Source organism: Streptomyces sp. NPDC030820 (genome assembly GCF_055572075.1).
The window spans coordinates 26,242-49,623 of record NZ_JBVIEB010000013.1; the positions used below are offsets into that span (position 1 = coordinate 26,242).

At 71.7% G+C, this 23,382-nt stretch carries 18 protein-coding genes and 2 pseudogenes; 9 read left to right on the forward strand and 11 right to left on the reverse strand.

Features of this window, described 5'->3' with window-relative positions:
* Nucleotides 1-46: 46 nt before the first annotated feature.
* Entirely contained in the window at nucleotides 47-895 is an 849-nt protein-coding gene (locus ACZ418_RS31330; RefSeq protein ID WP_468369706.1) for an alpha/beta fold hydrolase, read from the forward strand.
* Between the two features lie 42 nt (nucleotides 896-937).
* On the opposite strand, the pseudogene ACZ418_RS31335 reads toward ACZ418_RS31330, so the two are convergent.
* Nucleotides 938-1,704 (reverse strand): annotated as a pseudogene (locus tag ACZ418_RS31335) (GNAT family N-acetyltransferase).
* Between the two features lie 360 nt (nucleotides 1,705-2,064).
* Here ACZ418_RS31335 and ACZ418_RS31340 point away from each other — a divergent pair.
* The gene (locus ACZ418_RS31340; RefSeq protein ID WP_468369709.1) at nucleotides 2,065-2,631 is read left to right on the forward strand and encodes a dihydrofolate reductase family protein; all 567 of its coding nucleotides are present in this window, start codon (nucleotides 2,065-2,067) and stop codon (nucleotides 2,629-2,631) included.
* Between the two features lie 39 nt (nucleotides 2,632-2,670).
* Here ACZ418_RS31340 and ACZ418_RS31345 read toward each other — a convergent pair whose 3' ends face one another.
* Entirely contained in the window at nucleotides 2,671-3,462 is a 792-nt protein-coding gene (locus ACZ418_RS31345; RefSeq protein WP_468369712.1) for an SDR family NAD(P)-dependent oxidoreductase, read from the reverse strand.
* Nucleotides 3,463-3,561: 99 nt separating this feature from the next.
* Here ACZ418_RS31345 and ACZ418_RS31350 point away from each other — a divergent pair, with 99 nt between their 5' ends.
* Nucleotides 3,562-4,173: a TetR/AcrR family transcriptional regulator gene (locus ACZ418_RS31350; RefSeq protein ID WP_468369714.1), complete on the forward strand. Its 612-nt coding sequence runs from the start codon at nucleotides 3,562-3,564 to the stop codon at nucleotides 4,171-4,173.
* A 75-nt stretch (nucleotides 4,174-4,248) separates the two neighbouring features.
* Here ACZ418_RS31350 and ACZ418_RS31355 read toward each other — a convergent pair whose 3' ends face one another.
* Nucleotides 4,249-6,315, reverse strand: a complete 2,067-nt coding sequence (locus tag ACZ418_RS31355; protein ID WP_468369717.1) for a SpoIIE family protein phosphatase — start codon at nucleotides 6,313-6,315, stop codon at nucleotides 4,249-4,251.
* 178 nt (nucleotides 6,316-6,493) lie between these two features.
* Here ACZ418_RS31355 and ACZ418_RS31360 point away from each other — a divergent pair, with 178 nt between their 5' ends.
* Entirely contained in the window at nucleotides 6,494-8,950 is a 2,457-nt protein-coding gene (locus ACZ418_RS31360) for a SpoIIE family protein phosphatase (RefSeq protein ID WP_468369719.1), read from the forward strand.
* An 88-nt stretch (nucleotides 8,951-9,038) separates the two neighbouring features.
* Nucleotides 9,039-9,845, forward strand: a complete 807-nt coding sequence (locus ACZ418_RS31365; protein ID WP_468369722.1) for a maleylpyruvate isomerase family mycothiol-dependent enzyme — start codon at nucleotides 9,039-9,041, stop codon at nucleotides 9,843-9,845.
* A gap of 12 nt (nucleotides 9,846-9,857) precedes the next feature.
* On the opposite strand, the gene ACZ418_RS31370 is transcribed toward ACZ418_RS31365, so the two are convergent.
* Entirely contained in the window at nucleotides 9,858-10,952 is a 1,095-nt protein-coding gene (locus ACZ418_RS31370; RefSeq protein ID WP_468370278.1) for a PP2C family protein-serine/threonine phosphatase, read from the reverse strand.
* 201 nt (nucleotides 10,953-11,153) lie between these two features.
* On the opposite strand from ACZ418_RS31370, the gene ACZ418_RS31375 reads away from it, so the two are divergent.
* Nucleotides 11,154-11,726 carry a hypothetical protein gene (locus tag ACZ418_RS31375; RefSeq protein WP_468369724.1) on the forward strand — a complete coding sequence of 191 codons (573 nt, stop codon included), beginning with the start codon at nucleotides 11,154-11,156 and terminating at the stop codon, nucleotides 11,724-11,726.
* 50 nt (nucleotides 11,727-11,776) lie between these two features.
* Here the strand turns inward: ACZ418_RS31375 and ACZ418_RS31380 are convergent, their stop codons facing one another.
* Nucleotides 11,777-14,665, reverse strand: a complete 2,889-nt coding sequence (locus ACZ418_RS31380) for a lectin (RefSeq protein ID WP_468369727.1) — start codon at nucleotides 14,663-14,665, stop codon at nucleotides 11,777-11,779.
* 267 nt (nucleotides 14,666-14,932) lie between these two features.
* Between ACZ418_RS31380 and ACZ418_RS31385 the strand changes: the two genes are divergently transcribed.
* Nucleotides 14,933-15,208: an arabinofuranosidase catalytic domain-containing protein gene (locus ACZ418_RS31385; protein WP_468370280.1), complete on the forward strand. Its 276-nt coding sequence runs from the start codon at nucleotides 14,933-14,935 to the stop codon at nucleotides 15,206-15,208.
* A gap of 147 nt (nucleotides 15,209-15,355) precedes the next feature.
* On the opposite strand, the gene ACZ418_RS31390 is transcribed toward ACZ418_RS31385, so the two are convergent.
* From ACZ418_RS31390 to ACZ418_RS31400, 3 genes and pseudogenes are all read right to left on the reverse strand, one after another.
* The gene (locus ACZ418_RS31390) at nucleotides 15,356-17,002 is read right to left on the reverse strand and encodes an APC family permease (protein ID WP_468369730.1); all 1,647 of its coding nucleotides are present in this window, start codon (nucleotides 17,000-17,002) and stop codon (nucleotides 15,356-15,358) included.
* A gap of 129 nt (nucleotides 17,003-17,131) precedes the next feature.
* A complete protein-coding gene (locus ACZ418_RS31395; protein WP_468369733.1) occupies nucleotides 17,132-18,211 on the reverse strand; it encodes a trypsin-like serine peptidase in 1,080 nt (359 codons plus the stop codon).
* Between the two features lie 142 nt (nucleotides 18,212-18,353).
* Nucleotides 18,354-18,428, reverse strand: a pseudogene (locus ACZ418_RS31400) (non-oxidative hydroxyarylic acid decarboxylases subunit D); the annotation flags it as partial.
* Nucleotides 18,429-18,730: 302 nt separating this feature from the next.
* Between ACZ418_RS31400 and ACZ418_RS31405 the strand changes: the two are divergent.
* A complete protein-coding gene (locus ACZ418_RS31405; RefSeq protein WP_468369736.1) occupies nucleotides 18,731-19,030 on the forward strand; it encodes a hypothetical protein in 300 nt (99 codons plus the stop codon).
* A 148-nt stretch (nucleotides 19,031-19,178) separates the two neighbouring features.
* Here ACZ418_RS31405 and ACZ418_RS31410 read toward each other — a convergent pair whose 3' ends face one another.
* Nucleotides 19,179-19,940: a tetratricopeptide repeat protein gene (locus tag ACZ418_RS31410; protein WP_468369739.1), complete on the reverse strand. Its 762-nt coding sequence runs from the start codon at nucleotides 19,938-19,940 to the stop codon at nucleotides 19,179-19,181.
* Nucleotides 19,941-20,293: 353 nt separating this feature from the next.
* On the opposite strand from ACZ418_RS31410, the gene ACZ418_RS31415 reads away from it, so the two are divergent.
* A complete protein-coding gene (locus ACZ418_RS31415) occupies nucleotides 20,294-20,776 on the forward strand; it encodes a carboxymuconolactone decarboxylase family protein (RefSeq protein WP_468369741.1) in 483 nt (160 codons plus the stop codon).
* Nucleotides 20,777-20,954: 178 nt separating this feature from the next.
* On the opposite strand, the gene ACZ418_RS31420 is transcribed toward ACZ418_RS31415, so the two are convergent.
* Both ACZ418_RS31420 and ACZ418_RS31425 read right to left on the reverse strand, forming a co-directional pair.
* Nucleotides 20,955-22,223, reverse strand: a complete 1,269-nt coding sequence (locus ACZ418_RS31420) for a polysaccharide deacetylase family protein (RefSeq protein WP_468369744.1) — start codon at nucleotides 22,221-22,223, stop codon at nucleotides 20,955-20,957.
* Nucleotides 22,224-22,553: 330 nt separating this feature from the next.
* A complete protein-coding gene (locus tag ACZ418_RS31425) occupies nucleotides 22,554-23,375 on the reverse strand; it encodes an SDR family oxidoreductase (RefSeq protein ID WP_468369747.1) in 822 nt (273 codons plus the stop codon).
* Nucleotides 23,376-23,382: the final 7 nt, after the last annotated feature.

Here is a 23,382-nt window from a genome sequence, read left to right on the forward strand (position 1 = left end):
ATCAAGAGCCACAGGCGAGGCGGCCGACCGAGGCGGAGGCAGGGGCATGCCCCAGATCGAGCTCAGCGCGGGAACCATCGACTACCAGGACACCGGAGGTGACGGGCCCGTCGTGGTCCTCGCCCACGGCCTCGGCTTCGACGACTCGGTCTGGGACGACGTCGTCTCCGCCCTGCGCGCCGACTTCCGTGTCCTGGTCCCCGTGCTGCCCCTCGGCAGCCACCGGCGCCCCATGCGGCCGGACGCGGATCTCTCCGCGCACGGCATCGCCCGTCTGCTGGCTGAGTTCATGGACCGCCTGGACCTGCGGGACGTCACTCTCGTCCAGAACGACACCGGCACGGCCCAACTCCTCGTCGGCGTACGGGACGAACGCATCGCCCGGCTCGTCCTGACCTCCTGCGAGGCGCTGGACAACTACCCGCCCGGCATACAGGGCCGGATCCTGAACGGGGCCTGCAGGATCCCCGGTGGTGTCCTCCTCCTTCTGCAGTCCTTCCGCTTCCCCTTCCTCGCCCGCATGCAGACCTCGCTCGGCGGAATGGCCAGGAAGCGACTCCCGAAGGAACTCATCGCGCGCTGGTACGGCCCCTTGCTGACGAGCCGTCACATTCGCCGTGACTTCGCCAAGTTCCTTCGTGCGACCCGGAAGGACTGCTACCTGGAAGCGGCCCGTAACCTTCCGAAGTTCACCCGTCCGGCACTGGTCGCCTGGGGCGCCGAGGACCGTATGATGCCGCCCGCGACGGGTCGCCGGCTGGCCGAACTGCTGCCGGACGCCCGCTATGTGGAGATCCCCGACGCACGCACCCTGGTCCAGCTGGACAACCCGGTGGCGCTCACCGAGGAGATCCGCCGTTTCGTCAAGGACAACCCCCTGCCCGGGGAAGGCTGACTCCGCGGGCCGGCGATGACACGGGCCCGCCGGCCCAGGAGGTCACGCGTTCAGCGAGACGTACAGTCGTGTGCCGCCGGGCCGGAAGCCGACCCTCTCGTACACACGGCGGGAGCCCTCGCCCGAGTACTCCAGCCACACGGACCGCGCGCCCCGCCCGAACATGGTCCCGGCCAGGGTCGCGGTGACCGCGGCGGCGATGCCGCGTCCCCGGTACGCGGGAAGCGTGCCCACGCCCGCCAGCTCCGCCGTGCCCTCGGCGGGCGCCGAGCAGAGCGCGCCGCCGGCGCAGCCTCCGCCGGGGGCGCGGACGAACCGGACGGCTCCGCCGCCCTCCTCGGTGCGCCGCAACCGTGCCGCGCCCTCGGGGGACGGGGCCCACTCGCCGCCGAAGGCTTCCGACAGGGCGACGTCGATCGCGGTGTAGTCCGCGTCCGTGGCCGGGGCCGCCACCTCGACCGGGCCGCCGAGCCAGGGCCTGAGCGCGGGGTGACCAGGGTGGCGGGGGTGCAGACCAGGTATGCGTGGACCGCCTCCGTGCCGAAACCGGCCCGGCGCAGCGCGGGTTCCACGGCGGGGGCGGCGTCCGGGGCGAACTCCAGCCGGGGCCGCAGCCCGCGCTCGCGGAACGCGGCGATCAGGTCGGCGACGTCCCGGTCGGTGGGCTCGGCGCCGGGGAACGGGGTGGCGTAGTTGACGTACGGGCTGGTCGTCGAGGGATCGAACCCCGCGACGAATCCGCCGACCTCACGCGCCGCCGGGCGGCGCAGGAGGTGGGCGACGGCAAAACTCTGGACATCGGTGCGCACGATGAAGACCTCATGGTGTGGGCCGGCAACAAGAGAATGACCTCGGCGAGGAGGCAGGCGGTGTGCTGGACACCGCGTCGTCGGGCCGCTGTGAGGAGACGCGAAAGTACTGCGCCGGGCTGCCGTCGGGCAGGCGGCTCAGTACCGGCGGCGGCCGCTGGGGGACGCCGGAACCATGGACCTCAGTCCTTCGTGACGAGTGGCCGGATGCGCTTTCGAACTCGTTGGATCTTGCCACGGTGTACGGGTGCATGACAAGCGAGGGTTTGTCCCGGTGGAGTGTCGAGGTACGAGTGTCCCGTTCGACGCTTGGGCAGAGAGGCAACCCGCCTCGGGAGGACAGTCCGAACAGGAGACGACATGAAGATCCGAGCCCGCGTGGGAATGAGCGTCGACGGTTGTGTCACCACACCGACCGGCTGGCCCGCGCACACGGCCGACCCCGCTTTCGTGTCCGGCGAGAGCCACGGCATCCGGGAGTTCCTGGCCGGATGCGAGGCCGCGGTGATGGGCCGCACCACCTTCGAGCCCGCGCTGACCAACGACCGCTGGCCCTGGCCGAACCTCGATGTGTTCGTGCTCGGCTCGCACCGCCCGGCCGGCACCCCCGACCACGTCGTCACCGACAGCGATCCGGTGCGGCTGCTGGAGAAGATCCGCGCGGCCAACCGGGGTGGCGACGTCCACCTCGTCGGCGGACCGCGCACCATCCAGACCTTCCACGCCCTCGGCGCGCTGGACACGCTGGAACTGGTCGTCGTACCGCTGCTGTTCGGCGGCGGCACCCGGCTGACGCCCGCGCTCGACCCGTCCCTCGGGCTCACCTTCCAGAGCGAGCGCGCCCTGCCGGGCGGGTCCGTGGAGATCGTCTACTCCTGCAAGGGCAGCCGCTCTCCACTGCCGGGCAGTCCCGTGAGCCAGCGCTGACCACGGCAGGAAGGACGGAGAGGGCGGGATCGTGGCGCCTCAGCGGCTCGAGCGCTGGGCGGCCACGATCGCGTTCACCGTCGGCTCGGCCCCGACCAGCCGCTGCACCCGCTCCGCGAACCCCGGGAACTGCGACGCGACCTTGGTGAGGAACCGCAGCTCGGGCGGTGCCACATTGACCTCGGCGAGATCGCGTTCGATCGCCCGCGTCACGCCCTTGCAGACCTGCGCCGGCGAGACGGTGCGCACACCGCCGGGCGTCGCCGAGCCGGTTTTGGCGAACATGCCCAGGTCGCGTACGAAACCCGGCTGGACGATCGAGACGCCGACGCCCGTGCCGTGCAGATCCTGGCGGAAGGCCAGCGAGAAGCCGCGCAGCCCGAACTTCGTCGCGGTGTACAGGGACGAGGACCTGGTGGCGGCCATGCCGGACAGCGACCCGACGAAGCAGATGTGGCCGCGCCCGGCGGCCACCATGCCCGGGGCGAGCAGCCGGGCGAGGATGGCCGGGGCCCGCAGGTTCACGGCCACGGCCCGGTCGATCTGCTCCGGTGTGTAGTCGAGGACGTCGCCGCTGGACGGCAGGGCCGCGTTGGCGATCAGGATGTCCGTGCCGGCGGCCTCCTCGGCCAGCCGCCGCACATCGTCGGGGTCGGCCAGATCGGCGGCGATCGTGCGGGCGCCGTAACGATCCGCGAGGGGTTCGAGCGCTTCCAGGCGGCGGCCGGTGAGCACGAGACGGGCGCCGCGGGCGGACAGGTCGGCGGCGAGGGCGCCGCCGATGCCGCCGGTGACACCGGTGAGCAGAACGGTTGACCCGGCAATGTGCACGACGACCACCCTTCAGTCCTGTTCGTTCGAACGAACAATAGGGAGCTCGAGCAGCCCTGTCCACCGCCGAGGCAACCCGGTGATGGAAGAATGCACGCCATGCCGCACGCCGCCCCCTCCGCCCCGATGCGCCAGCGCATCATCACCGCCGTCCTGCAGATCATCGGCGAGGACGGAGTCGCGGCCGTCACGAACCGGCGGATCGCCAAGGAAGCGGGCGTGTCCCTCGGTTCGGTCACCTACCACTTCGAGACCCAGCACGAGCTGCTGCGGGAGAGCCTGCTGTACTTCGTGCGCGAGGAGGCACGGCACTTCACCGAACTGGCCGACCAGTGCCAGCCGGAGGGCCTGGACGTCGAGGACGCGGCATCGCTGGCCGGCCAGGTGGCCTGCGGCTCGGCGCTGGACAGCGCCCATCCGGCGCCGTTCGAGCTGTACCTCCAGGCCGGTCGGGACGAGCGCCTGCGCGAGGCGGCGGCCGAGGCCTTCCGGGCCTACGACCTGCTCGCCGCCCGGATCCTCAGCGCGCTGGGTGTCCCCGACGCGGACCGCCTGGCCACCACGACGGTCGCCCTGGTGATGGGCCTCCAACTGCGGCGGCTGGCCACGGGCAGCCCCGAGGACGACCTGGTCGACGCCCTCCTGCTGCTCGTGCGCGGGTCCGCCGACCGGTCGGCCACGGCCGCCTCGGGAGAGCCGACGGCACAGTAGGGCGCCGGGCGCCGGCCGAACCGCGACCTGCGCCGGCCCGCAGGCTCCAACTCCCTTGGCCAGGCACGGAGTTGTCTACAGCGCCCGGGCGATGAGCAGGGCCACGTCGTCGTGGTCGTCTGGGTGGCGCAGACCGTGCAGCAGGACGTCGCAGGTCTCCTCCAGCGGCCGGCGCGGCTCGTCGAGGAGGTCCAGCAGGGCGTTCAGCCGGTCGTCGATGGCGTGCTGACGGGTCTCCACGAGACCGTCGGTGTAGAGGACCAGCACATCACCGGGGCACAGGGCGACCGTCGTGGTCTCGAACCGGACGCCGCCGACGCCGAGCGGTGCCGCGGCCGGCAGCTCCAGGAGCCTCGGCTCGTCGCCGGGCCGCGAGAGCGCGGGCGGCATGTGTCCGGCGTTGGCGACGCAGCACTGCCCGGTGCCGGGGTCGTACACCGCGTACAGGCAGGTGACGATGTAGTGCTCCAGATCGCAGGTGATCTTGTCCAGGTGCTGGAGCACCGCGCCGGGATCGAGGTCGAGATCGGCATAGGCGCAGGTGGCCGTCCGCAGCCGGCCCATGGTGGCGGCCGCGTCGATGCCGTTGCCCATCACGTCACCCACCACCAGGGCCGTCTTCTCGTCGGTCAGCGGGATGACGTCGTACCAGTCGCCGCCGACCTCGCTGGTGGCCTGCGCGGGCTGGTAGCGGGAGGCGAGCTCCAGGCCCGTGTGGTGCGCCGCGTGCTCGGGCAGCAGACTGCGCTGCAGGGTGAGTGCGGTGTTGCGGACGCTCTGGAACCAGCGGGCGTTGTCGATGGCCACGGCGGCCCGGCCGGCGAGTTCGGCGGCCAGGACGACATCGTCGTCGTCGAACGGCGCCGGATTCCGGGTCCGCTTGAGATCGAGGGCGCCGAGCACCTCGCCGTGGGCGATCAGCGGCACGGCCAGATACGAGTGGACCCCGGCCTCGGCGAGCAGGGCACCGGCCTCGGCGTCCCGGGCGATGCGCGGCAGATCCCGCGACCCGACATGACGTACGAGAACCGGCCGCCCGGTGTGGACGCACAGGGTGACCAGGCGGTCCCCCTCGTAGCAGGCGACATTGCCGGGAGGGTCGGCGGCGCGCAGCGCGACCGTGGGGTGGGCCGCCTTCAGGGCGAGGGCACGGAAGAGCTCCGGGCCGTTGTCCGGCCGGCGCATACGACGGCAGGACAGGGCGGAGTCGAGGACGTCCACGGCGACCACGTCGGCCAGCGCCGGCGCCGCGATCTCCACCAGTTCACGGGCGGTCTGGTCCACGTCCAGCGTGGTGCCGACCCGAGCGGAGGCGTCCGCGATCAGCGCCAGGCGCCGCCGCGCCCGGTCGGCCTCCGCGGCCGCGCGGTGCCGCTCGGTGACGTCCACCACCGAGACGGCCGCGCCCAGCACCCGGCCGCCCGGATCCTCCAGCCGGTAGAAGGACAGCGACCAGGCGTGCTCCTGGCCGGTGTCGGTCGGCGTACGGCCGACGTGGTACTGGTCCAGCAGAGAGGTTCCGGTGGTGAGTACTTGGCGCAGCGCGGACTCGACCGTGTCGACGTCCGGGAAGGGCAGGGTCTCCCTCAGATGGCGGCCGATGTGGTCCTCCGCGGGAGTGCCGTCGATCCGCTCCAGCGCCGGGTTGACCAGGAGGTAGCGCAGATCCGGGTCCAGGAGGGCCAGACCGATGGGGGACTGGTTGATCAGCCGCTCGCACAGGGCCAGGTCGGTCTCGACGCGCTGGAGCAGGGTGTGGTCGGCCGCGATGCCCAGGGCGTAGACGTCCCCGAGGTCGTCCAGCAGCCGCATGGTCCGGAACTCGGTCAGCCGGCTGCTGCCGTCCTTGTGCCGGACCGGGAACGCGCCGGCCCAGCCCCGGCCGGTCTCCAGCACCTCGGTGAACAGACTTACCACGGCCTGCAGATGCTCCGGGCGCACCAGCAGGCGCGCCGCGGGCTTGCCGAGGGCCTCCTGCGCGGAGTAGCCGAAGAGGTCCTCGGCCTGCGGGGTCCAGAAGACGATACGGCCGTGGGTGTCCAGGGCCACCGCGGCCACGCTCAGCACGTCCAGCAGTCCAGTCGGCCTGGGCGTCTCGTCGCCGTGTCCCTCGTGGCCGGCTTCCAAGGAGTCCGCTGCCATGCCGGTTCACCTCCGTCGGCCGGGCGGGCGGGCGCATGCTGACGGCCGGTGCTTCCATGGTCCCTCCGGTCCCGGCCACGCCCCAACCGCACGGCGCCGCGTCCGGGTGGACGCCGCATCTGCCGCTCCCTGCACACCAGCGGACAAACAGGCTCATAGTGGTGTATGGGTGGAACTGATGGAATCTGCGCCAGACGGCTTCGCCGCAGCCACGCCGCAGGGACCGGGTGATCTCTTCGACGCGTCCACCGATGCGGCCGCGGTGATATCGGAACACGGCGTCGTGGTCGGCTGGACCCGCAGCGCCGAAGCGTTCCTCGGCCATGCGGCACGGGACGTCGTGGGCGCCTCGGCCGCACGCCTGCTCGCCATGCCCGAGGACCCCGTACGGCTCGCCGGTGTCGTGGAGCGGTGCCGCGCCGGATACGGCTGGAGCGGGCAGATCAGGGTACGGCACCGCGACGGCCGCAGCCTCGACATCCAGCTGCGGGTCTCGGCCTCGTTCCGCGTCGGCGACACCGAGTGCTTCCTGCTGTCGGCCCGTGAACAGCGGCAGCGGTGGCCCATGGGCCAGTCGGTGCTGGACGGGTTCCTGACCCGCGCACCGGTCGGCATGGCCGTCATGGACACCGACCTGCGCTACGTCTGGCTCAACGACACCCTGGAACGGTTCGGCGGGGTCCCCCGGGAGGCGCGGCTCGGACGCCGGCTGAGCGAGCTGCTGCCCGGGCTGCAGGCGGAGGCCCTGGAGAGCCTGATGCGCAAGGTGATCGCGACGGGCATGCCGGTGACCGACTACGAGTACATGGGCTGGAGCTGGGCCGACCCGCACCGCCAGCACGCGTACTCGACCTCGTTCTTTCCCCTCGTCGACGCCGACGACAGCATCACCGGCGTCTGCTACATGGTCCAGGACGTCACCGAGCGGTGGAACGCCCGGCAGCTGCTGACCATGGTCAACGAAGCCGGCACCAGCATCGGCACCACGCTCGACGTGACGCAGACCGCCCAGGAGCTCGCCGACTTCGCCGTCCCCCGCTTCGCGGACTTCGTCCTCGTCGACCTGCTGGAACCCGTGCTCAGCACCGAGGGCCACGGGGCGTGGCTGACCGACGCGGGACCCGCGCCCGCCAAGGCCGTGATGCGCCGGGCGGCGCTGCGCTCGGTGCACGAGGACACGCCCGAGGCCGTCGCCCGGATCGGCGACCGGGTCGAGTTCAGCCTGCCGCCCCACGACGGTCACCTGCTCCTCGACGGCGAGCCCCTGCTCATCCCGGTCCTCCATCCCTCCGACGAGCTGTGGGGCGTACGGGACCCGGAGCGGACCGAACGCATGCGCGCGTACGGCATGCACTCGCTCATCGCCGTGCCGATGCGGGCCCGGAACACCGCCCTCGGCCTCGCCACGTTCGTCCGGTCGCTCAACCCCGTCTCCTTCGGGCCCGACGACGTCCTGGTGGCCCGGGAACTGGTGGCACGTGCGGCGGTGTGCGTCGACAACGCCCGCCGCTACACCCGGGAGCACACGGCGGCGATCACCCTGCAGCGCAGCCTGCTGCCACCCGCCCTGACCGGCGGCACCGCGCTGGAGGTGGCCTCCTCCTATCTGCCGGCGGACCCCTCCGGCGGCGTCGGCGGCGACTGGTTCGACGTGATCCCGCTGTCCGGCGCACGGATGGGCCTCGTCATCGGTGATGTGGTGGGCCACGGCATCGGCGCGGCGGCGAGCATGGGCCGGCTGCGCACCGCGGTGCAGACCCTCGCCGCCATGGAGATGCCTCCCGACGACCTGCTCGCCCATCTCGACGACCTCGTGCTCCGGCTGAGCGACGAGGAGGCGGCCGCCGGTACGGCCGCCCGCAGCACCTTCATCGGCGCGACCTGCCTCTACGCCGTCTACGACCCGCTCAGCAGACGCTGCGCGATGGCCCGGGCCGGTCACCCGCCGCCCGTCGTCGTGGCCCCGGACGGACACGCCTACTTCCCGGAGATCCCCGCCGGCCCCCCACTCGGTCTGGGCGGCATGGCCTTCGAGGCCACCGAGATCGAACTGGCCGAGGGCAGCCTCTTCGGCCTCTACACCAACGGTCTCATCGTGGGCTGCGACCACGACGTGGAGCGGGGCATGTCCCGGCTCGCGGAGGTCCTCGCCCACACCTGGGACGACCTGGACACGCTGTGCACGTCCGTCGTACGGCAGCTCGTGCCCGTGCCCCAGCCCGACGACATCGCCCTGCTCCTGACCCGCACCCACACCCTGGGAACCGACCAGGTCGCCTCCTGGGACGTACCCCCCGACCCGGCCGCCGTCGGCACCCTGCGCGCCCTCGCCACCCGCCAGGTGGAGGAGTGGGGCCTCGGCGAACTGGCCATGACGACCGAACTCGTCGTGAGCGAACTCGTCACCAACGCCATCCGCTACGCCGCGACGCCCATACGGCTACGGCTCCTCCGCGATGCCCGCCTCACCTGCGAGGTCTCCGACGGCAGCAGTACGGCCCCACGGCTCAGGCACGCCAGGAGCACGGACGAGGGCGGCCGCGGGCTCTTCCTGGTGGCCCAGCTCGCCCAGCGCTGGGGCGTCCGGTACACCGACGAGGGGAAGATCATCTGGGCCGATCAGGAGATCCCCTGAACCCGGATTTGCCTTCGAGCGCACTCCAGCATCCAGACTGACCGTGACGACGATCCCCACCGAGGACAGAACAGGACGGCGGCAGCAGATGGCAGCGACACACACGGCGGGGCATCCACTGCCGTACGACACCTACCGCGAGGCCGTCGCCCGCGAGACCCTGCGATACTGCGAGGTGGCGAGGGGCGTCGACCCCACGACCCCGGTGCCCTCCTGCCCGGACTGGACCCTGGCCGACCTGACCCGGCACGTCGGAGCACTGCAGCGCTGGTTCTGCACCCTGCTGACCCGGCTGGTGCAGGAGCCGCCCCGCAGCCGTGACATCGAGCTGGGGCTGCCGGAGGACCTGCGCGACCATCCCGACTGGGTGGCGGCGGGGGTGCCCGGCGTGGCGGCCGTACTGCGGGACACGGATCCCGAGGCACCGATGTGGGTGTGGGGCGAGGACCGGCACGCGCGGTTCTGGGCCCGCCGGATGCTGTTCGAGACGCTGGTGCACCGGGTCGACGCGGAATGCGCCGTCGGCCTGACCTCGGACATCGACCCCGAGCTAGCGGCGGACGGCGTGGACGAGTTCCTCGTCAACCTGCCCTACGCGGGCCTCTTCGCCCCCGGTGTGACAAAGCTGCGCGGTGACGGCGAGACCCTCGCGTTCCGCAGCACGGGCGTCGACGGCGGCCCCGATGAGGAGTGGCGGATGCGGCTGGACCCGGACGGCTTCCGCCCGGTGGGCCGCGAGGCCGGCGACCCCGAGCCGGTCACGGCGGCGGTGCGCGGGCGGGCGGCGGACCTGCTGCTCCTCCTCTACGGGCGGCGGTCGTACCAGGAACCCGCCTTCGAGGTCTCGGGACAGGCCGCGGTCCTCGACAACTGGTTCACCCACACCGCCTTCTGATCCGGGCCGCGCTCACTCGGCCGGCTGCCCGGCCGACGGTTCCACGGGCAGCTGGCAGACCGCGAGCGCCGCGGTGTCGTCCTGGAGGTTGTTGTGGCTGTGGGCCAGCAGGTCGTCGTGGAGCCGTGCGAGCAGCTCCGCCGGCGGGAGGGGACCCCAGGAGCGGAGGCGGTCGAGCAGCGGGTAGAAGGCGCCGGTCGCGTCCCGCGTCTCCGTGACGCCGTCCGTGTACAGCAGCAGCTGATCGCCGGGCCGGAACGGATAGGTGTCGAGGTGATACGGGTCCTCGACCAGCATGCCGAGGTTCAGGGGTGGCGCCGGCCGCCCGCTCTCCAGTTCGCGTACCTCGTCGGCCCGCAGCCGGACGGGCGGCGGATGGCCGCAGTTGACGATGCGGACGATGTGGCCCTCGGCGGGGATCTCGGCGAAGACCGCGGTGACGAACCGTTCGCTCGTCTCGGTCCCGCCCAGCTGCGTCGCCCTGCGGCTCATGCTCGTGTCCACCCGGCCGGCCAGAGCGAGCAGATCGGGTTCGTCGTACGCCACCTCACGGAACGCCCCGAGCATGGCGGCCGCGGTCTCGACCGCCACCAGTCCCTTGCCCCGGACGTCACCGATGAGCAGACGGGCACCGAACCGGGTGGGCACCGCCTCGTAGAGGTCGCCGCCGATGCGCGCCTCCGCGGCGGCGGAGAGATAGAGGCTCTGCAGGTGGAGGTTGCCGATCCGGTGCGGCAGGGGGCGGAGCAGGACGCGCTGCGCGGTCTCGGCCACGAACCGCACGTCGGCGAGCGTGCGTTCACGCCGGATCCGGTGGGCGGCCAGGATCACGCCGAGACCGCCCACGAGGGCCGTACAGATGTAGGTGGCGATGTAGTGACGGTCCCACAGATAGCCGGCGGACCGGCCCGCACAGCAGGGAGTACCGGCCAGCACCGCTTCCAGGCCGACGGCGAACACCGTGGCGGCGCCGACGGCCACGGGCCCGTGCGCGAAGGCGGCCAGTACGGGCACGGCGATCAGGGCGAAGCTCACCGGCCAGTCGAGGGGCGTGAGCGGCTCCAGCAGCAGTACGGCCGCCACATACAGGAGCGGCAGCCAGCGCAGCCATGCCGGAGGGGCCGGCACCCGGGGCCGTGTGGGTGCGCCGTCCTGCTCCGGCTCCGGGCCGCTCCGTCCGTGCTTCACCCGTCCAGCCTGGTGTGCCGCGCCCCCGTACCCCCGTGATTGCTCCACTCAACGGCATGTTCCGGGTGCCATGCGCGGTCGGTGATTGCGTCCACCATCGATGATCGTCACCCTGGGTGGGTGATCCTGGTTCCGGGCCGGCTGTGGCAGGGGAGCCCGGTGTGCAGGGCACTGGGCACCGGGCTCCCCGCCGGCGCCTTCTTCGGCGCCTTCGCCCGCGTGGAGTCGGGCTCGTGGGTGGGCGCCGCCGTCGTCTTTCTGGTCCTGAGCCCGTTCCACGGGATCAGGTCGGCACGGCGCATGGGCAGAGCATGGCCCGGGGCAGGGAACATGAGCGCCGCCGACCGCGCCGCGGTGGTGCGTGCCACCCGGCGGGGCGAGGCCGTCGGCGACCCCGCGCTGGCGCCCGCGGTCGTCGAGTACGCGGACGGCCTGTGCCGAGTCGCCGAGAAGGACCGGCTGCGCCGCCCGCTGGTCCTCCTCGTCGCCGCCCTCGCGATCGTGCTCGCGGTGTACGACACGTTGACGGCACCGACCGGCGTGCTGGTTGCGTCGTGGCTGGTGGTCGCGCTCCTGCTTGCGGACATCGCCTGGTGGCCCGGCAGACGCGCGCGCGTGCTCGGCCGGGCGGAGAGGGCGCGGGAGCTCGCCCGCTCCGCCCGGCCCGGAGACCGCCCGGCGTCCGGTTCCTGACGGTCGCCGAGCGGTCGTGAACGTCCATTTCTGCCGTTTCGACGCGGACTTCAGGCACCGAAGCCGATCGCGAAGACGTGCAGGCCCCCGGCGGCGACATCGGACGGCAGACGCACGCTGCTGACGGTCTTGCCCGGACTCAGGTCCACCGGCGCCGTGGCGAACACATACGTCCGTGTGCTGTCGGACGCGGTGCCCGCGTGGTTGCGGTAGGGCATCGTCACCGCGACGGTGTTGTCGGGAAGCGGTGAGGCGGCGCCCGCGCTCAGCGTCCAGTCGGAGAGGCCGAGGGGGACCGACTGGGCCGTGCCGTCCGTGTAGGTGACGGTCGCTGTGCCGGACACCGGGCCGTTGTTGGCGGCACCCAGGAAGGAGATGCTGCCGGAGCCGGAGGTCCGTACCGTCTGCCCGTTCGCCATGTAGTTGTCCGGTGCGCCGGGTGCCACGCCGGGCCAGGTGAAGGTGACCCCGTTGACGGTGAGCTTCGAGCCGGGGGTGACTCCCGCGGTGGCCAGGGCGTGCGCGGAGTAGCTGTAGCCCGCGCCGTCGAAGTTGGCCGAGGCCGCAGCGGTGTCGCCGGACGTCCCGACGTCGGTGTAGCCGGGCGTGCCCGGGTAGGAGCGGGGGGCGGCGGAGGCGTCCGACGCCCAGGACGTGTTGGGCGAGGTGCCGAGGACGTAGGTGAGGGTGCCGCCGCCGGTGAGGGCGCCGTCGGGCGCGTGGGCGGCGTTCCAGGCCGTGCCGTTCCAGGTGGCGGACTGGACGTACGGTGCGTCGTCCGCGGCCCCCGTGCCGTTGACGGTGAGGGTGCGGCCGGACGGCAGGGTGATCACCGCCTGGCTGAAGAGCGGGCTGCCCAGCGCCAGATCCGCGGTGCCGGGGGTCTCCGGATACATGCCGAGGGCGGACCACACGTACCACGAGCTCATCTCGCCCAGGTCGTCGTTGCCCGCAAGACCGGACGGGCCGTCGGTCCATATCTGGTCCTGCACTTGCCGGACGACCTTCTGCGTCTGGTACGGGCGGCCGATGTAGTCGTATTCCCAAGGGATGTTGAGGCTGGGTTCGTTGCCCAGGTCGGTGTAGCCGCCGGAGCCGGTCAGCGAGGACAGGTCCGTGTCCAGATACTTGGCGAGGGCCGCGTCACCGCCCATGGCGGTCGCCAGTCCGTGCACGTTGAACGGCACCATCGGCGTGTACTGCCAGGAGTCGCCCTCGACGAAGTTCTTGCCCGACGTCGGCGAGAAGCCGGCCGTCCAGGTGCCCGAGGCGTCGCGCGGCTGGATGAAACCGCTGCCGAAATCGAACAGGTTCTGCCAGTCCTGCGCCCGGTCGGCGAACCGGTGCTGGTCCGCAGTGTGTCCGAGGGCACCGGCGAAGGCCGAGACGGCGAAGTCGGCCGAGTTGTACTCGAGCGTGGTGGACGCGGCGCCGTAGAAGTTGCAGCAGCCGTACTTGCCGTTGCTGGGCAGGCGGCCGAGCTGCTCCAGATAGGCAAGCCCGGGCCGGTTGTCGTTGGGGTCGGTGGCCTCCGCGACCATGCCCTTCAGCGCGGTGGCGGTGTCGAAGTCCCTGGCCCCGAAGGCGTAGTAGTCGGCGATGATCTCGTCCGCCGGATCGCCGACCATGACATAGGTCTCCCCGTTGTTCTCCGACCATTTGGGGAACAGGCCGGTCTGGCGGTAGTCGTCGACCATCGACTGGGCGGTGTCGGACGCGGTCTGCGGCGCAACCAGGGCCTCGAGCTGGGCCTGCGAGCGGTAGACGTCCCAGCCCGAGTAGTTGGCGTAGGCGGCGCCGTGGCCCTTGTCGACGGTGTGGATCCTGCCGTCGAAGCCGGGATAGCGGCGGTTGGTGTCACTGATCACGTTCGGATGCAGCAGCGCGTGATAGAGCGCGGTGTAGAAGACGGTTTGCTGGGCGGGCGTCCCGCCGGCGATCCGCACCCGGCCGAGCAGGGACTTCCAGGCGTCGTGCGCCGCGCCGCGCACCTTGGCCAGGTTCCAACCGCTGTTCTCCGCCTGCCGGTTGCCCACGGCGTCGGCGGCCGACACATAGGAGATGCCGACCTTGGCCTGAACGGCAGGGTCGGTGGTGGTGTCGAACGTGACATAGCCGTCGGAGCCGCTCGTCCGGGGAGCGAAGGTGTGGGGCGTACGGGGCCCGGCGCCGTGCAGCGTGGGCTTGTTCGGCGCCTCGGGAGCGCTGGGGGAGGCGTTGCTCCTGGGCGTGGTGGGCGTGACGGCGGCCAGGGCGGTGCCGCTGTGGCGGAACGGGTGGTCGAAGACCATGTCGTAGTAGACGGTGTAGGAGTTGCCCCCGCCACAGAAGTTGCCGCTGGTGACCTTGCCTCTGACTTCCCTGTCGTTCACCACGTCGAACTCGGCGGCGGTGTCCCCGTTCTCGCTGCCCGTCAGCTTGAACAGGAGGTTCGCCCGACTGGTGGCCGGGAAGGTGAAGCGGGCCATGCCACTGCGGGTGGTGGCCGTCAGTTCCGTCTTGACGCCGTTGTCCAGCGACACCGTGTACGAGCCGGGGGCCGCGGACTCGTTGGCGTGCGAGAAGCTGTCGGTGGCGCCCGTGTCGACCGCGCCGACGGTCGGCAGCACGGGGATGTCACCGGCGGCCCGGCAGCCCGGTCCCGCGATGTGGGTGAGGCCGAATCCCGTGATGGCGGAGTCGGCGTACTCGTAGCCGCCGCCGTCCGGCCGGTGCGGGCTGGTGTCGGGGCTCCACTGGACCATCCCGAACGGGGCGTCGGCCCCCGGGAAGTCGTCGGCGGCGTGTGAGGTGCCGATGAACGGGTTCACGAGAGAGGCCGGATCGGCGACCGGCGCGAGCGAGACGGGATCGGCATGGGCGGGGGCGGAGACGGCACCCAGGACCAGGGCGCCAGTGGCCAGCACGGACAGAAGGCGGAACGGCACCATCGTGACCATGTCCCTTCGACAACGTTGTCCCGAAGGTTGCCCCTTCAGCCCCAGCTGTCAAGGACGCGCCGTACAGAACCAGCCGTTGTCTGACATGGAGTCACATCGGTTGAACAGCAGGCGGAGCCCACATGGGTGCCGCCGGCCACCGACGCAGAGGGTGCCGGCGGCGCCGTAGTTGTCGCAGGGCCGCGAACCCGCGGCCTGTGACGGTTCCGGGCAGGCCGAGCAACGCGCCCGGGACGAGGCCGATGACGGCCAGGAGCGACGCGAACGATCTGGGCGGCTGCTGCGGAACGTGCGCACAGTGGTAGCTTCGACCACGGCAACGCCGAGAGCACACCGGCCGACACCGGCAACGGCCACATGGACGCCGTCAGCCTCGCGACCACCGGCTACTTCGCGCCGTGCACCGGCTCCGGGCCGTGGGTCGAGGCCGTCCCCAACGGCCCCCAGGGCACCATCACCGGCCCCGGCGGCGCGGAGGACCAGCACTGGACGCACTGCGCCGACGGAAGCCTGCGCACGCCGGGACGGTGTCTGCTGAGCTGACAGCGGATCGCCTCTGGGCCGCTAGGTGTATTGATCACGAGCGCCGTCCGCCCGGAGCGGCGAGTGGGGGTGCCCCTTCCGATCAGCCGCGTCAACAACGCTTCAGGCCAATACACCTGGCGCGGAGGGGTTGTCGGAGAGCGGGTGTCAGAGGTCGTCCTCTTGCTCCGGTACGACGACCTGGTCGATCAGCCGCTGGATCTGTTCGCTGGGCAGGGCGACCGCCATGGCCCAGTAGTAGATGACGAGGCTGAACGCGGCCGTGACCCCGATGTCCCACCACAGCGGGAACCAGGGGTGCTTGAGCGGGCCGAAGTCGCTGAGGTAGACGATGAGCCCCATGCCCACCAGGTAGACCGGCAGCCATTGCGCGGCGCGCAGGTCGAGCTGGGGGGTGATGGGGTTCATCTTGAACAGCCGGTTCGCGACCAGGATGACGTAGCCGATCAGGATGGCGACGCCGAGCTTCCAGTCGGTGGTCCAACCCGACCAGAGAATGAGCAGGTTGGCGACGACGAAGGCGAGCGGCGACAGCACGCCGCCGCCGGGCAGCCGGTAGGGACGGTGGGCGTCGGGCAGCCGGTTGCGGAACACCCCGAAGGAGAGCGGGGCCCCGGCGTACATCAGCACGCTCGCGCTGGTGATCAGGCCGACGAGGGAACGCCAGCTGGGGAACGGCAGGAAGCAGATGCAGCCGACCACGAAGGCGGTGATCAGGCCGACCCAGGGGACACCGCGCCGGTTGGTGTTCTCGAACGCCGACGGCACATAACCGTTGCGGCTGAGGCCGTAGGAGACACGGGAGGAGCCGGTGATGTAGATCAGGCCGGTGCCCGCGGGGGAGATCACGGCGTCGAGATAGAGGACGGTGGCCAGCCAGCCCAGGCTGATGAGCGTGGCGACCTGGGCGAACGGTCCGCTCAGCGCGGTGAACGCGGAGTTGGCCCAGTGGCTGCCGATCTGGGAGGCGGGCAGCGCGGCGAGGAAGGTGACCTGCAGCAGGATGTAGATCAGGATGCCGATGAGGATCGACCCGATCACCGCGCGCGGGATGTCCCGCTTGGGGTTGGCGCTCTCGCCGGCGAGCTGGTCGGCCTGCTCGAAGCCCAGCAGCGCGAAGATGATGCCGCTGGTGGAGACGGCGGACAGGATTCCCTTGGCCCCGTAGGGGTTGAATCCGTCGGCCGCGGTGAAGTTGCTCGCGTGGAACTGGGCGATGGCGAACACGAAGATGGTCAGCAGGGGGACGCCGACCTTCCACCAGGTCGCTGCGCTGTTGGTGCGGGCCAGCAGCCGGATGCTGAGGAAGTTGATGGCCGTGATGACCGCCATCAGTCCGACCGCGACGGCGATACCGGGCGGGGTCAGGACGTGCTCGCCGCCCTTGACCTTCTCCCAGCCGCTCGCCCAGGAGTAGTGCTGGCCGTACGTGATCATCGCCAGCACCTCGATCGGCGCCACCGTGGCCGCCTGCAGCCAGGAGAACCAGCCGAACGACGCGCCGGCGGCGCCCCCGAAGGCGTAGTGCGGGAAGCGTGCGGTGCCACCCGAGACCGGATACATACCGCCGAGCTCCGCGTGCACCAGCGCCAGGATCAGGATCGCCAGGCCGCCGATGGCCCAGGAGATGATCGCCGCCGGCCCCGCGGCCGCCAGGGCACCCTGCGCGCCGAACAGCCACCCCGATCCGATGATCGACCCCTCAGAGGCCCAGATGAGACCGACGAAGCCGATCTCACGCCGAAGCCCGGGCTTGCGGGTCTTCGGACCGGGCGTTGCCTCTGACACGGCCATGGTGCAACCCCCTCGTTAGGGTGTGATATGCATCACCATCGTGCCACGCTGACGCGGTCATGGCACTCAACGTGCACGCACCGGTTTCTGACGGGGCTGCGCATGTCGATGAGCGCCCGCGCCCGTCGGTCAACCGGAGGTGAGGTGTGGTCCCGCCGGTGGGGCGCCGGTGACCGCCGCACGGTAGAGGGCCTGGGTGGCGGCGCCGAAGTAGGCGCTGTAGGAGATCTGCGGGGTGTTGCCGCCGGTGTGATAGCCGCCGATCACTCCGACGACCGCCCATCCACCGGGCCGGGGCACGAGCATGGGGCCACCGCTGGTCCCGCCCACGAAGGCGTCGCAGGCGATGCGCGGGAACGTGCCCGGGTCGGCCGGGTCGTCGCTGTCCCACCTGGTGGTCCAGCTCCAGCACTCCAGGGGCTTCTCCGCCCCCGCCGGATAGCCGATCATCCGCACCGGGAAGTGGTGGTAGCCGGTCCCGGTGAGCAGCCGCACGCCACCGACGGCGTCCTCCAGGCGTGTTCCGTCCTGGTTGGGCTCGGTGACCGCGAAGGCGAAGTCGTACGCGGCGCCCGCGTGTTCGCCCCGGTCGTAGTAGCGCTGGGGAACGTAGACGCCGTTGGTCCGCACGGGGAAGATCCCGAACGGCTTGAGGCTGTCGTGGTACTGCGGGACGAAGGCCAGGTGCCGCTTGGGCGAGGTGCCCGCGTAGCCCTTCAGGCAGTGGCCGGCGCTCAGTACCAGGTCATGGCCGGGGCTGCGCACGACGGAGCCGCTGCACGTCCGGCCGGTACCGGTGGCGTCCGTCCAGAAGAAGGTGCCGGCCTGGGGGATGCCGTCGAAGCTCCTGCTGGGCGGGATGTACTCGCCCGGCCGGGGGCCGTCCACGGCGGGGGACGAGCCGGTCGCCGTTGTATCGGTCCCGGAGCCGGTGCCTTTGAGGGCGTCGGCGGGCAGCGCGGCCTCCATCCGGGCCGGCGTCCAGTACGCGTCGAGCCGGTCGGCGAGCGGGTTGGGGTCGTCCGTGGCGCTGTCGCCGAACTCCGCGGCGCCGTCGGTGGAGGCCGTGGTGGTGTCGGTGGAGGCCGTCGTGGTGTCGGCGGGTGCCGCGGCTGCCTCGGCGGATGCCGTGGTGGTGAGGCCGGTACTGAGCAGAAGGGCAGCCGCACAGCCGACGGCGTACCGCACGATCCTGGTCCCGGGCTCCATCAGTTCCCCTCAGAGCGGACGCACATGACGGCCCACCATAAGCCTGCGGCGGTCGGCAGCACAGCGTCGGCCGTCGTACAGGGCGCACGGGAGGCAGAAAACTGCCGCCGGGGCGTGCATGCATGTCACCAGGACAGTCCGCACGCCGGGTGCGCCCGGCGGGTTCGCTGGTGCGCCACATGCACCGGCATGGCGGGCACTGCAGCACGCCCCAGACCCCCGGGGTCGGGGGAGGCGTGGACTACCTCGGCGCCTGCTCCGTGGCGCCGGTCGCCACGAGCTGATCGTGGTGCGCGGGGACCGGCTGCCCACCACCCCGAGGAGGCCACAAGGGTCGACTCAGATCGAGCGCCTCGGCTCCCCGGCGCGACCGTGTGCACCCGCTCCTTCCGGCGGCGCACCGGCGAGACCGCGGCGCGGTCCGGGCACGGCCCCGGGGGACGCATGGGGCGCGAGTCGCGGGGTAGACGCCCGTACCGGCCACGGGACGGGCATCGGCCCCACCGGAAGGAGAAGGCCATGAAGAAGCTGATACGGAAAGCGGGCCTGGCAGGCGCTGCCACCGCGATGGCCGCGGGGGCGCTCCTCGCCGGCGGCGGTCCCGCGGCGGCCGCTCCAGGGAGCACAGGGCACGCCACCACCGGCGCCACGGCCGTGCCCGCCGGTCACGCCGAGCACCACCACCGCGGTCTGCAGTGCATGGATCCGTGGGTCGCCGGCCAGGTGGCGTGGTTCGACCCCGCCGCCCGGCACCGCCTGGCGGTGTTCGACCCGTGGATCAAGGACCAGCTGGCGAGCTACGCCGCTCCCCGCTGTTAGCCCCCTGCGAGGGGTGCGTCGGGTGCCCCTCCGTGGGGTGGGCGGGAGATCATTCGTCATGGATCAAGCCTGACGGCACGTCGGCTCCCCGCACATCGGCGGAAGTCCCCCATCTTCCCTCTCGGGGTATCCGTAGGGGCTGCTCGCTTCACGTGCCGTCGATGCGGTCGAGCAGCGTCCGGGCTTCGACGGTGCGGTGATGGTCCGGGCCGAACGTGGCCCGGCAGGCGTCGTGGGCGGCCATGGCCCGGGTGCGGGCCTCATCAGCGCGGCCCATCCCCAAAAAGGCGGTGGCCAAGGCCAGTTCGACGGCTCCGGTCTCCGCGCGGGAGAGGTCCTCGGGCGTCTTCCGGCGCAGTGCCTCGGCGCGTTCCGCCTCGGCGAGAGCCTCCTTGTGGCGGCCCTGACCGTTGAGGGCGCGGGTCAGGCCGAGTTGCAGGACCAGGGTCAGCCGGCCCGGCGCGGGGTCGGCGGCGAGAGTCTCGCGGGCGAGTGCCTCGGCCTCCTCGTGGCGGCCCTGCTTGTTGAGGGCGAAGACCAGTCCGTTGCGGGCGGCCCCCGCTATGAGTGGCATCAGCGACCCCACACCACGGCCGGCGATCCGGGCGACGGCCGCGCACTCCGCCTCGCATTCGGCATACCGGTCGAGTCTGACCAGCGTCTGCGCGCGGTCCGAGCGGAGTTTGAGCGTCTGCGGATGCTCGGCGCCGAACCTCCTGCCGAACACCGGCAGCAGTTCGTCGTAGGCGGCAAGGGCCTCGGCATGGCGGCCCTGGGCGCACGTCGCGAGCGCGGCGACGCTCAGGGCCAGCGGCGCGTAGGTGTCCAGACGCAGTACCGACCGGGCCTCGGCCACGGCGCGTGCCTCGGCCTCCGCCTCGGCGTAACGCCCGCTCAAGTACAGGCTCATGGCCTGGGTCAACGGCGATGTCGCGGTTTTTCCCGCATCGTTTCGGCCACGCGACCGGAAGAACTTCATGCCGGGAGCATACGGATGCCGCACACGCAGGCTGGAGGGAGTGGCGACACCACGCCTCGGGGCCGTGCCGTGGCCCGCCTCCCTCACCTGCCAGGCCGGGGGCCGACGGGCTCGGTGCGCAGGCCCTGGACCAGGAGATCCACCAGTCGGGCGCGCGTCGTACCGCGGATCGCATCGGCTCGTGCACCACTGTCCCGGCCCGGCGGAACACGGGCATGGCGGTGTGATAGTTTCAGATTCAACATATTTAGGGTGATCGGCCACCGCAGCCGGAGGAGTCCACGTTGAGCAGTCCCGTCACGGCCGGTGCCACGCGGCGGATCTTCATCGACAAGCAGAGCCCCAAGGCGTATCACGCGCTGGTGCAGACCTCCGAGGCGGTCCGGGCGACCGCCGCCGAGGCCGGCCTGGACCGCATACTGGTGGAGCTGGTCAACCTCCGCGTCTCGCAGATCAACGGCTGCGCCTACTGCCTGCACGTGCACACCCGTGCCGCGCTGCGGGCCGGCGACACCCCGGACCGCCTGGGCGTGCTCGCCGCCTGGCGTGAGACCGAGCTGTTCACGCCCGCCGAACGGGCCGCCCTGGCGCTGGCCGAGGCGACCACAGCCGCCGCGGACGCCGCAGCGCAGGACGCCGCCTACGCGGCGGCCCGGGAAGTGCTCACCGACGACCAGACAGCGGCGGTGATCTGGGTGGCCGTCACCATCAACGCCTTCAACCGCGTGTCGATCATGAGCAGACATCCCGTGCGGCCGGAGCGTTGACGGCACACGACCGCGTTCAGGGCACGGGCCGCGGGTTCTGATCGATCGTCTCCGGCAGCCGCGCCACCCGTGGTTCCCTGTGGTGCCACCCTGGGAAGGCCAATCCCACCGGACAAAGTCCAATCGGCGGAAAGTGGCCTTGATCGCGGTGGCGGATGGGTGCTTGGAGGTTGTCGGTTCAGCGCTCCTCCGCCCGTCGCCAGGCGGCGCCCGCCAGGTCCCGTGCGCGCTTCGCGGGGCGCAGGAAGGCGCTCCACCCGCCCGCCGGCTTCTCGCCGACCTGGAGGCTGCGCAGTTTCGCGAGGATCTCGGGGTCCTGGGCATCGAGCCAGTCGGTGAACTCCCGGAAGGACACCAGACGTACGTCCTCCCGCCCGGCGATCTGCCTGAGCACCTCCTCGGCCGCGTCCATGTAGATGCCGCCGTTCCACTGCTCGAAGTGGTTGCCGATGAACAGCGGCGCCCGGTTGGTCTCGTACGCCCGCTGGAATCCGGCCAGGTACGACTGTGTCGCCTGGGCCCGCCAGTAGGGGTAGTTGTAGGAAGGTGCCCGCGTCGAGTTCTTGGACTGGTTCGCCAGCATGTTGTAGTCCATGGACAGCACCTCGAAGGTGTGCCCCGGAAACGGGATGCCCTGCAGCGGCAGGTCCCAGATTCCGTCCCGCTTCCTCGGCCAGCGTTGCAGCCCGCCCGGTGACGAGGCGTCGTAGCGCCAGCCGAGTTCCCGTGCGACCGGCAGCAGGTTCTCCTGACCGAGCAGGCAGGGGGTGCGGCCGCCCACGAGTTCCTTGTCGTAGTCGAAGGGGAGGGCCGGTTCGTCGTGCCAACCGGTGTGCGTACGCCATGACTTGACGAAGGACCGTGCCTGCTCGATCTCGGCGCGCCACTGTGCGGGGGTCCAGTTGGCCACCGATCCGGGGCCGGTGCAGAAGTGCCCGTTGAAATGCGTGCCGATCTCGTGGCCGTCCAGCCAGGCCTGACGGACGTACTTCAGTGTCTGCTTGAGGTGTCCGTCGGTGAGGTAGCCGATGTCCGAGGCGCCGACCGGGTTGTTCGGCGGGTCGTAGAGCCGTTTCCTGTCCTCCGGCAGGAGGTAGAGGCCGGACAGGAAGAAGGTCATGTGCGCGCCGTGGGTGCGGGCGAGCTCCAGGAAACGCGGGAACAGGCCGGTGCCCAACTCGCCGGCGCCGTCCCAGGAGAACACCACGAACTGCGGTGGTGTCTGACCGGGTTCGAGGGCCATGGGGGACGCCGGCTGGTGCGGCTGGCGTCCGGTGTACGCCGTCGAGCCGTCCCCGATCAGCCGGATCGCCCCCTGCTCGTCCGGGCTCCCGGGGGAACCGTTCCGTCCGCCCCGGTCACTGCATGCGGCGAACGTCGCGGCGGCCACACCGATGCCGGCGCCGAGACCGAGGCGTGCCACACTCCGGCGGCTGATTCCCGCCATGGCCACCATCCCAACCCGCGCCCTGCAGCGACGCGTTGCGCGCCCTCTCAGCCGAAACTCCCGTCACTCGGCACCATAAGGCACATAAATATACAAACTGGTTAAATGGTTGCGGTGTGGCGCGCAAAGTGGTTGCCAAGCATTGCGCGCGTCACCCGTCCGGCCCTACTGGGCCCCGGTCGAAAGCGCGGGCGGGCGGCCGGCAGGAAGCGTCGCCGGGCTCGACACGTGCGTACCCGCGCGGGCGTACGGTGCCGCCGTCGAGCTCTCTGCCGGGCGAGCGCCCGCCTCACCGTCGTACCCCTCGCGGCGGGGCCGATCCACGGCGGATCAGCGGAACGCCGCCACGTTGCGCGCAGCCCATGCGGAGAAGGGGGCCGCGGGGCGGCCGAGCAGGCGCGCCACGTCCCTGCCGACCGCCTGCTCCTCCGGGGTGGGGGTGCCCAGGACGGCGAGCGTGCCCTCGGCGACGGCGGGCGGCATGAACCGGACCAGCTGCGCCTGGGCCTCCTCGCGGCTCTGCTCCACGAACGTCACCGGCTCGCCGAGCGCGGCGGCGATCGCCGCCGCACGCTGTCGTGGGGTGGTGGGCTCCGGACCGGTCAGCGTGTACGTGACGCCGTCGTGTCCGTCCTCGCGCAGTACGGCCGCCGCCACCGCGGCGACGTCGTCCGGGTCGACGAACGGCAGTGCCACATCGGCGAACGGCGCCGCCGCGGTGCGGTACCGGCGGACCGGCTCGGCCCAGGCCAGCGCGTTGGAGTCCAGCCCGCCCGAGCGCAGCACCGTGAACGGCAGCCCCGACTCGGCCACCGCCGCCTCGAAGCGCGCCGCGTGCGCGTATGTGTCCGGCCGGGTGCCCGCGCCCTGCGAGGACAGCAGCACCACCTTCCCCACACCGGCCGTGGCGGCCTGGCGCAGGATGCCGGCCGGATCCTCTCCGGCCACGAGCAGGAACAGTGCCTTGGCGCCCTCCAGTGCGGGGGCGAGGCTCTGCGGCTCCCCGAGGTCGGCGGCGACGGCCCGCGCTCCCGGCGGCACGTCCTCCTCGTCGATGTGCCGGGCGACGGCGGTCACCGTCTCCCCGGCCTGGATCAACGTCGAGACCAGGGCCCGCCCGACGTTCCCCGTGGCACCCGTGACGACCAGCATGGCAGTT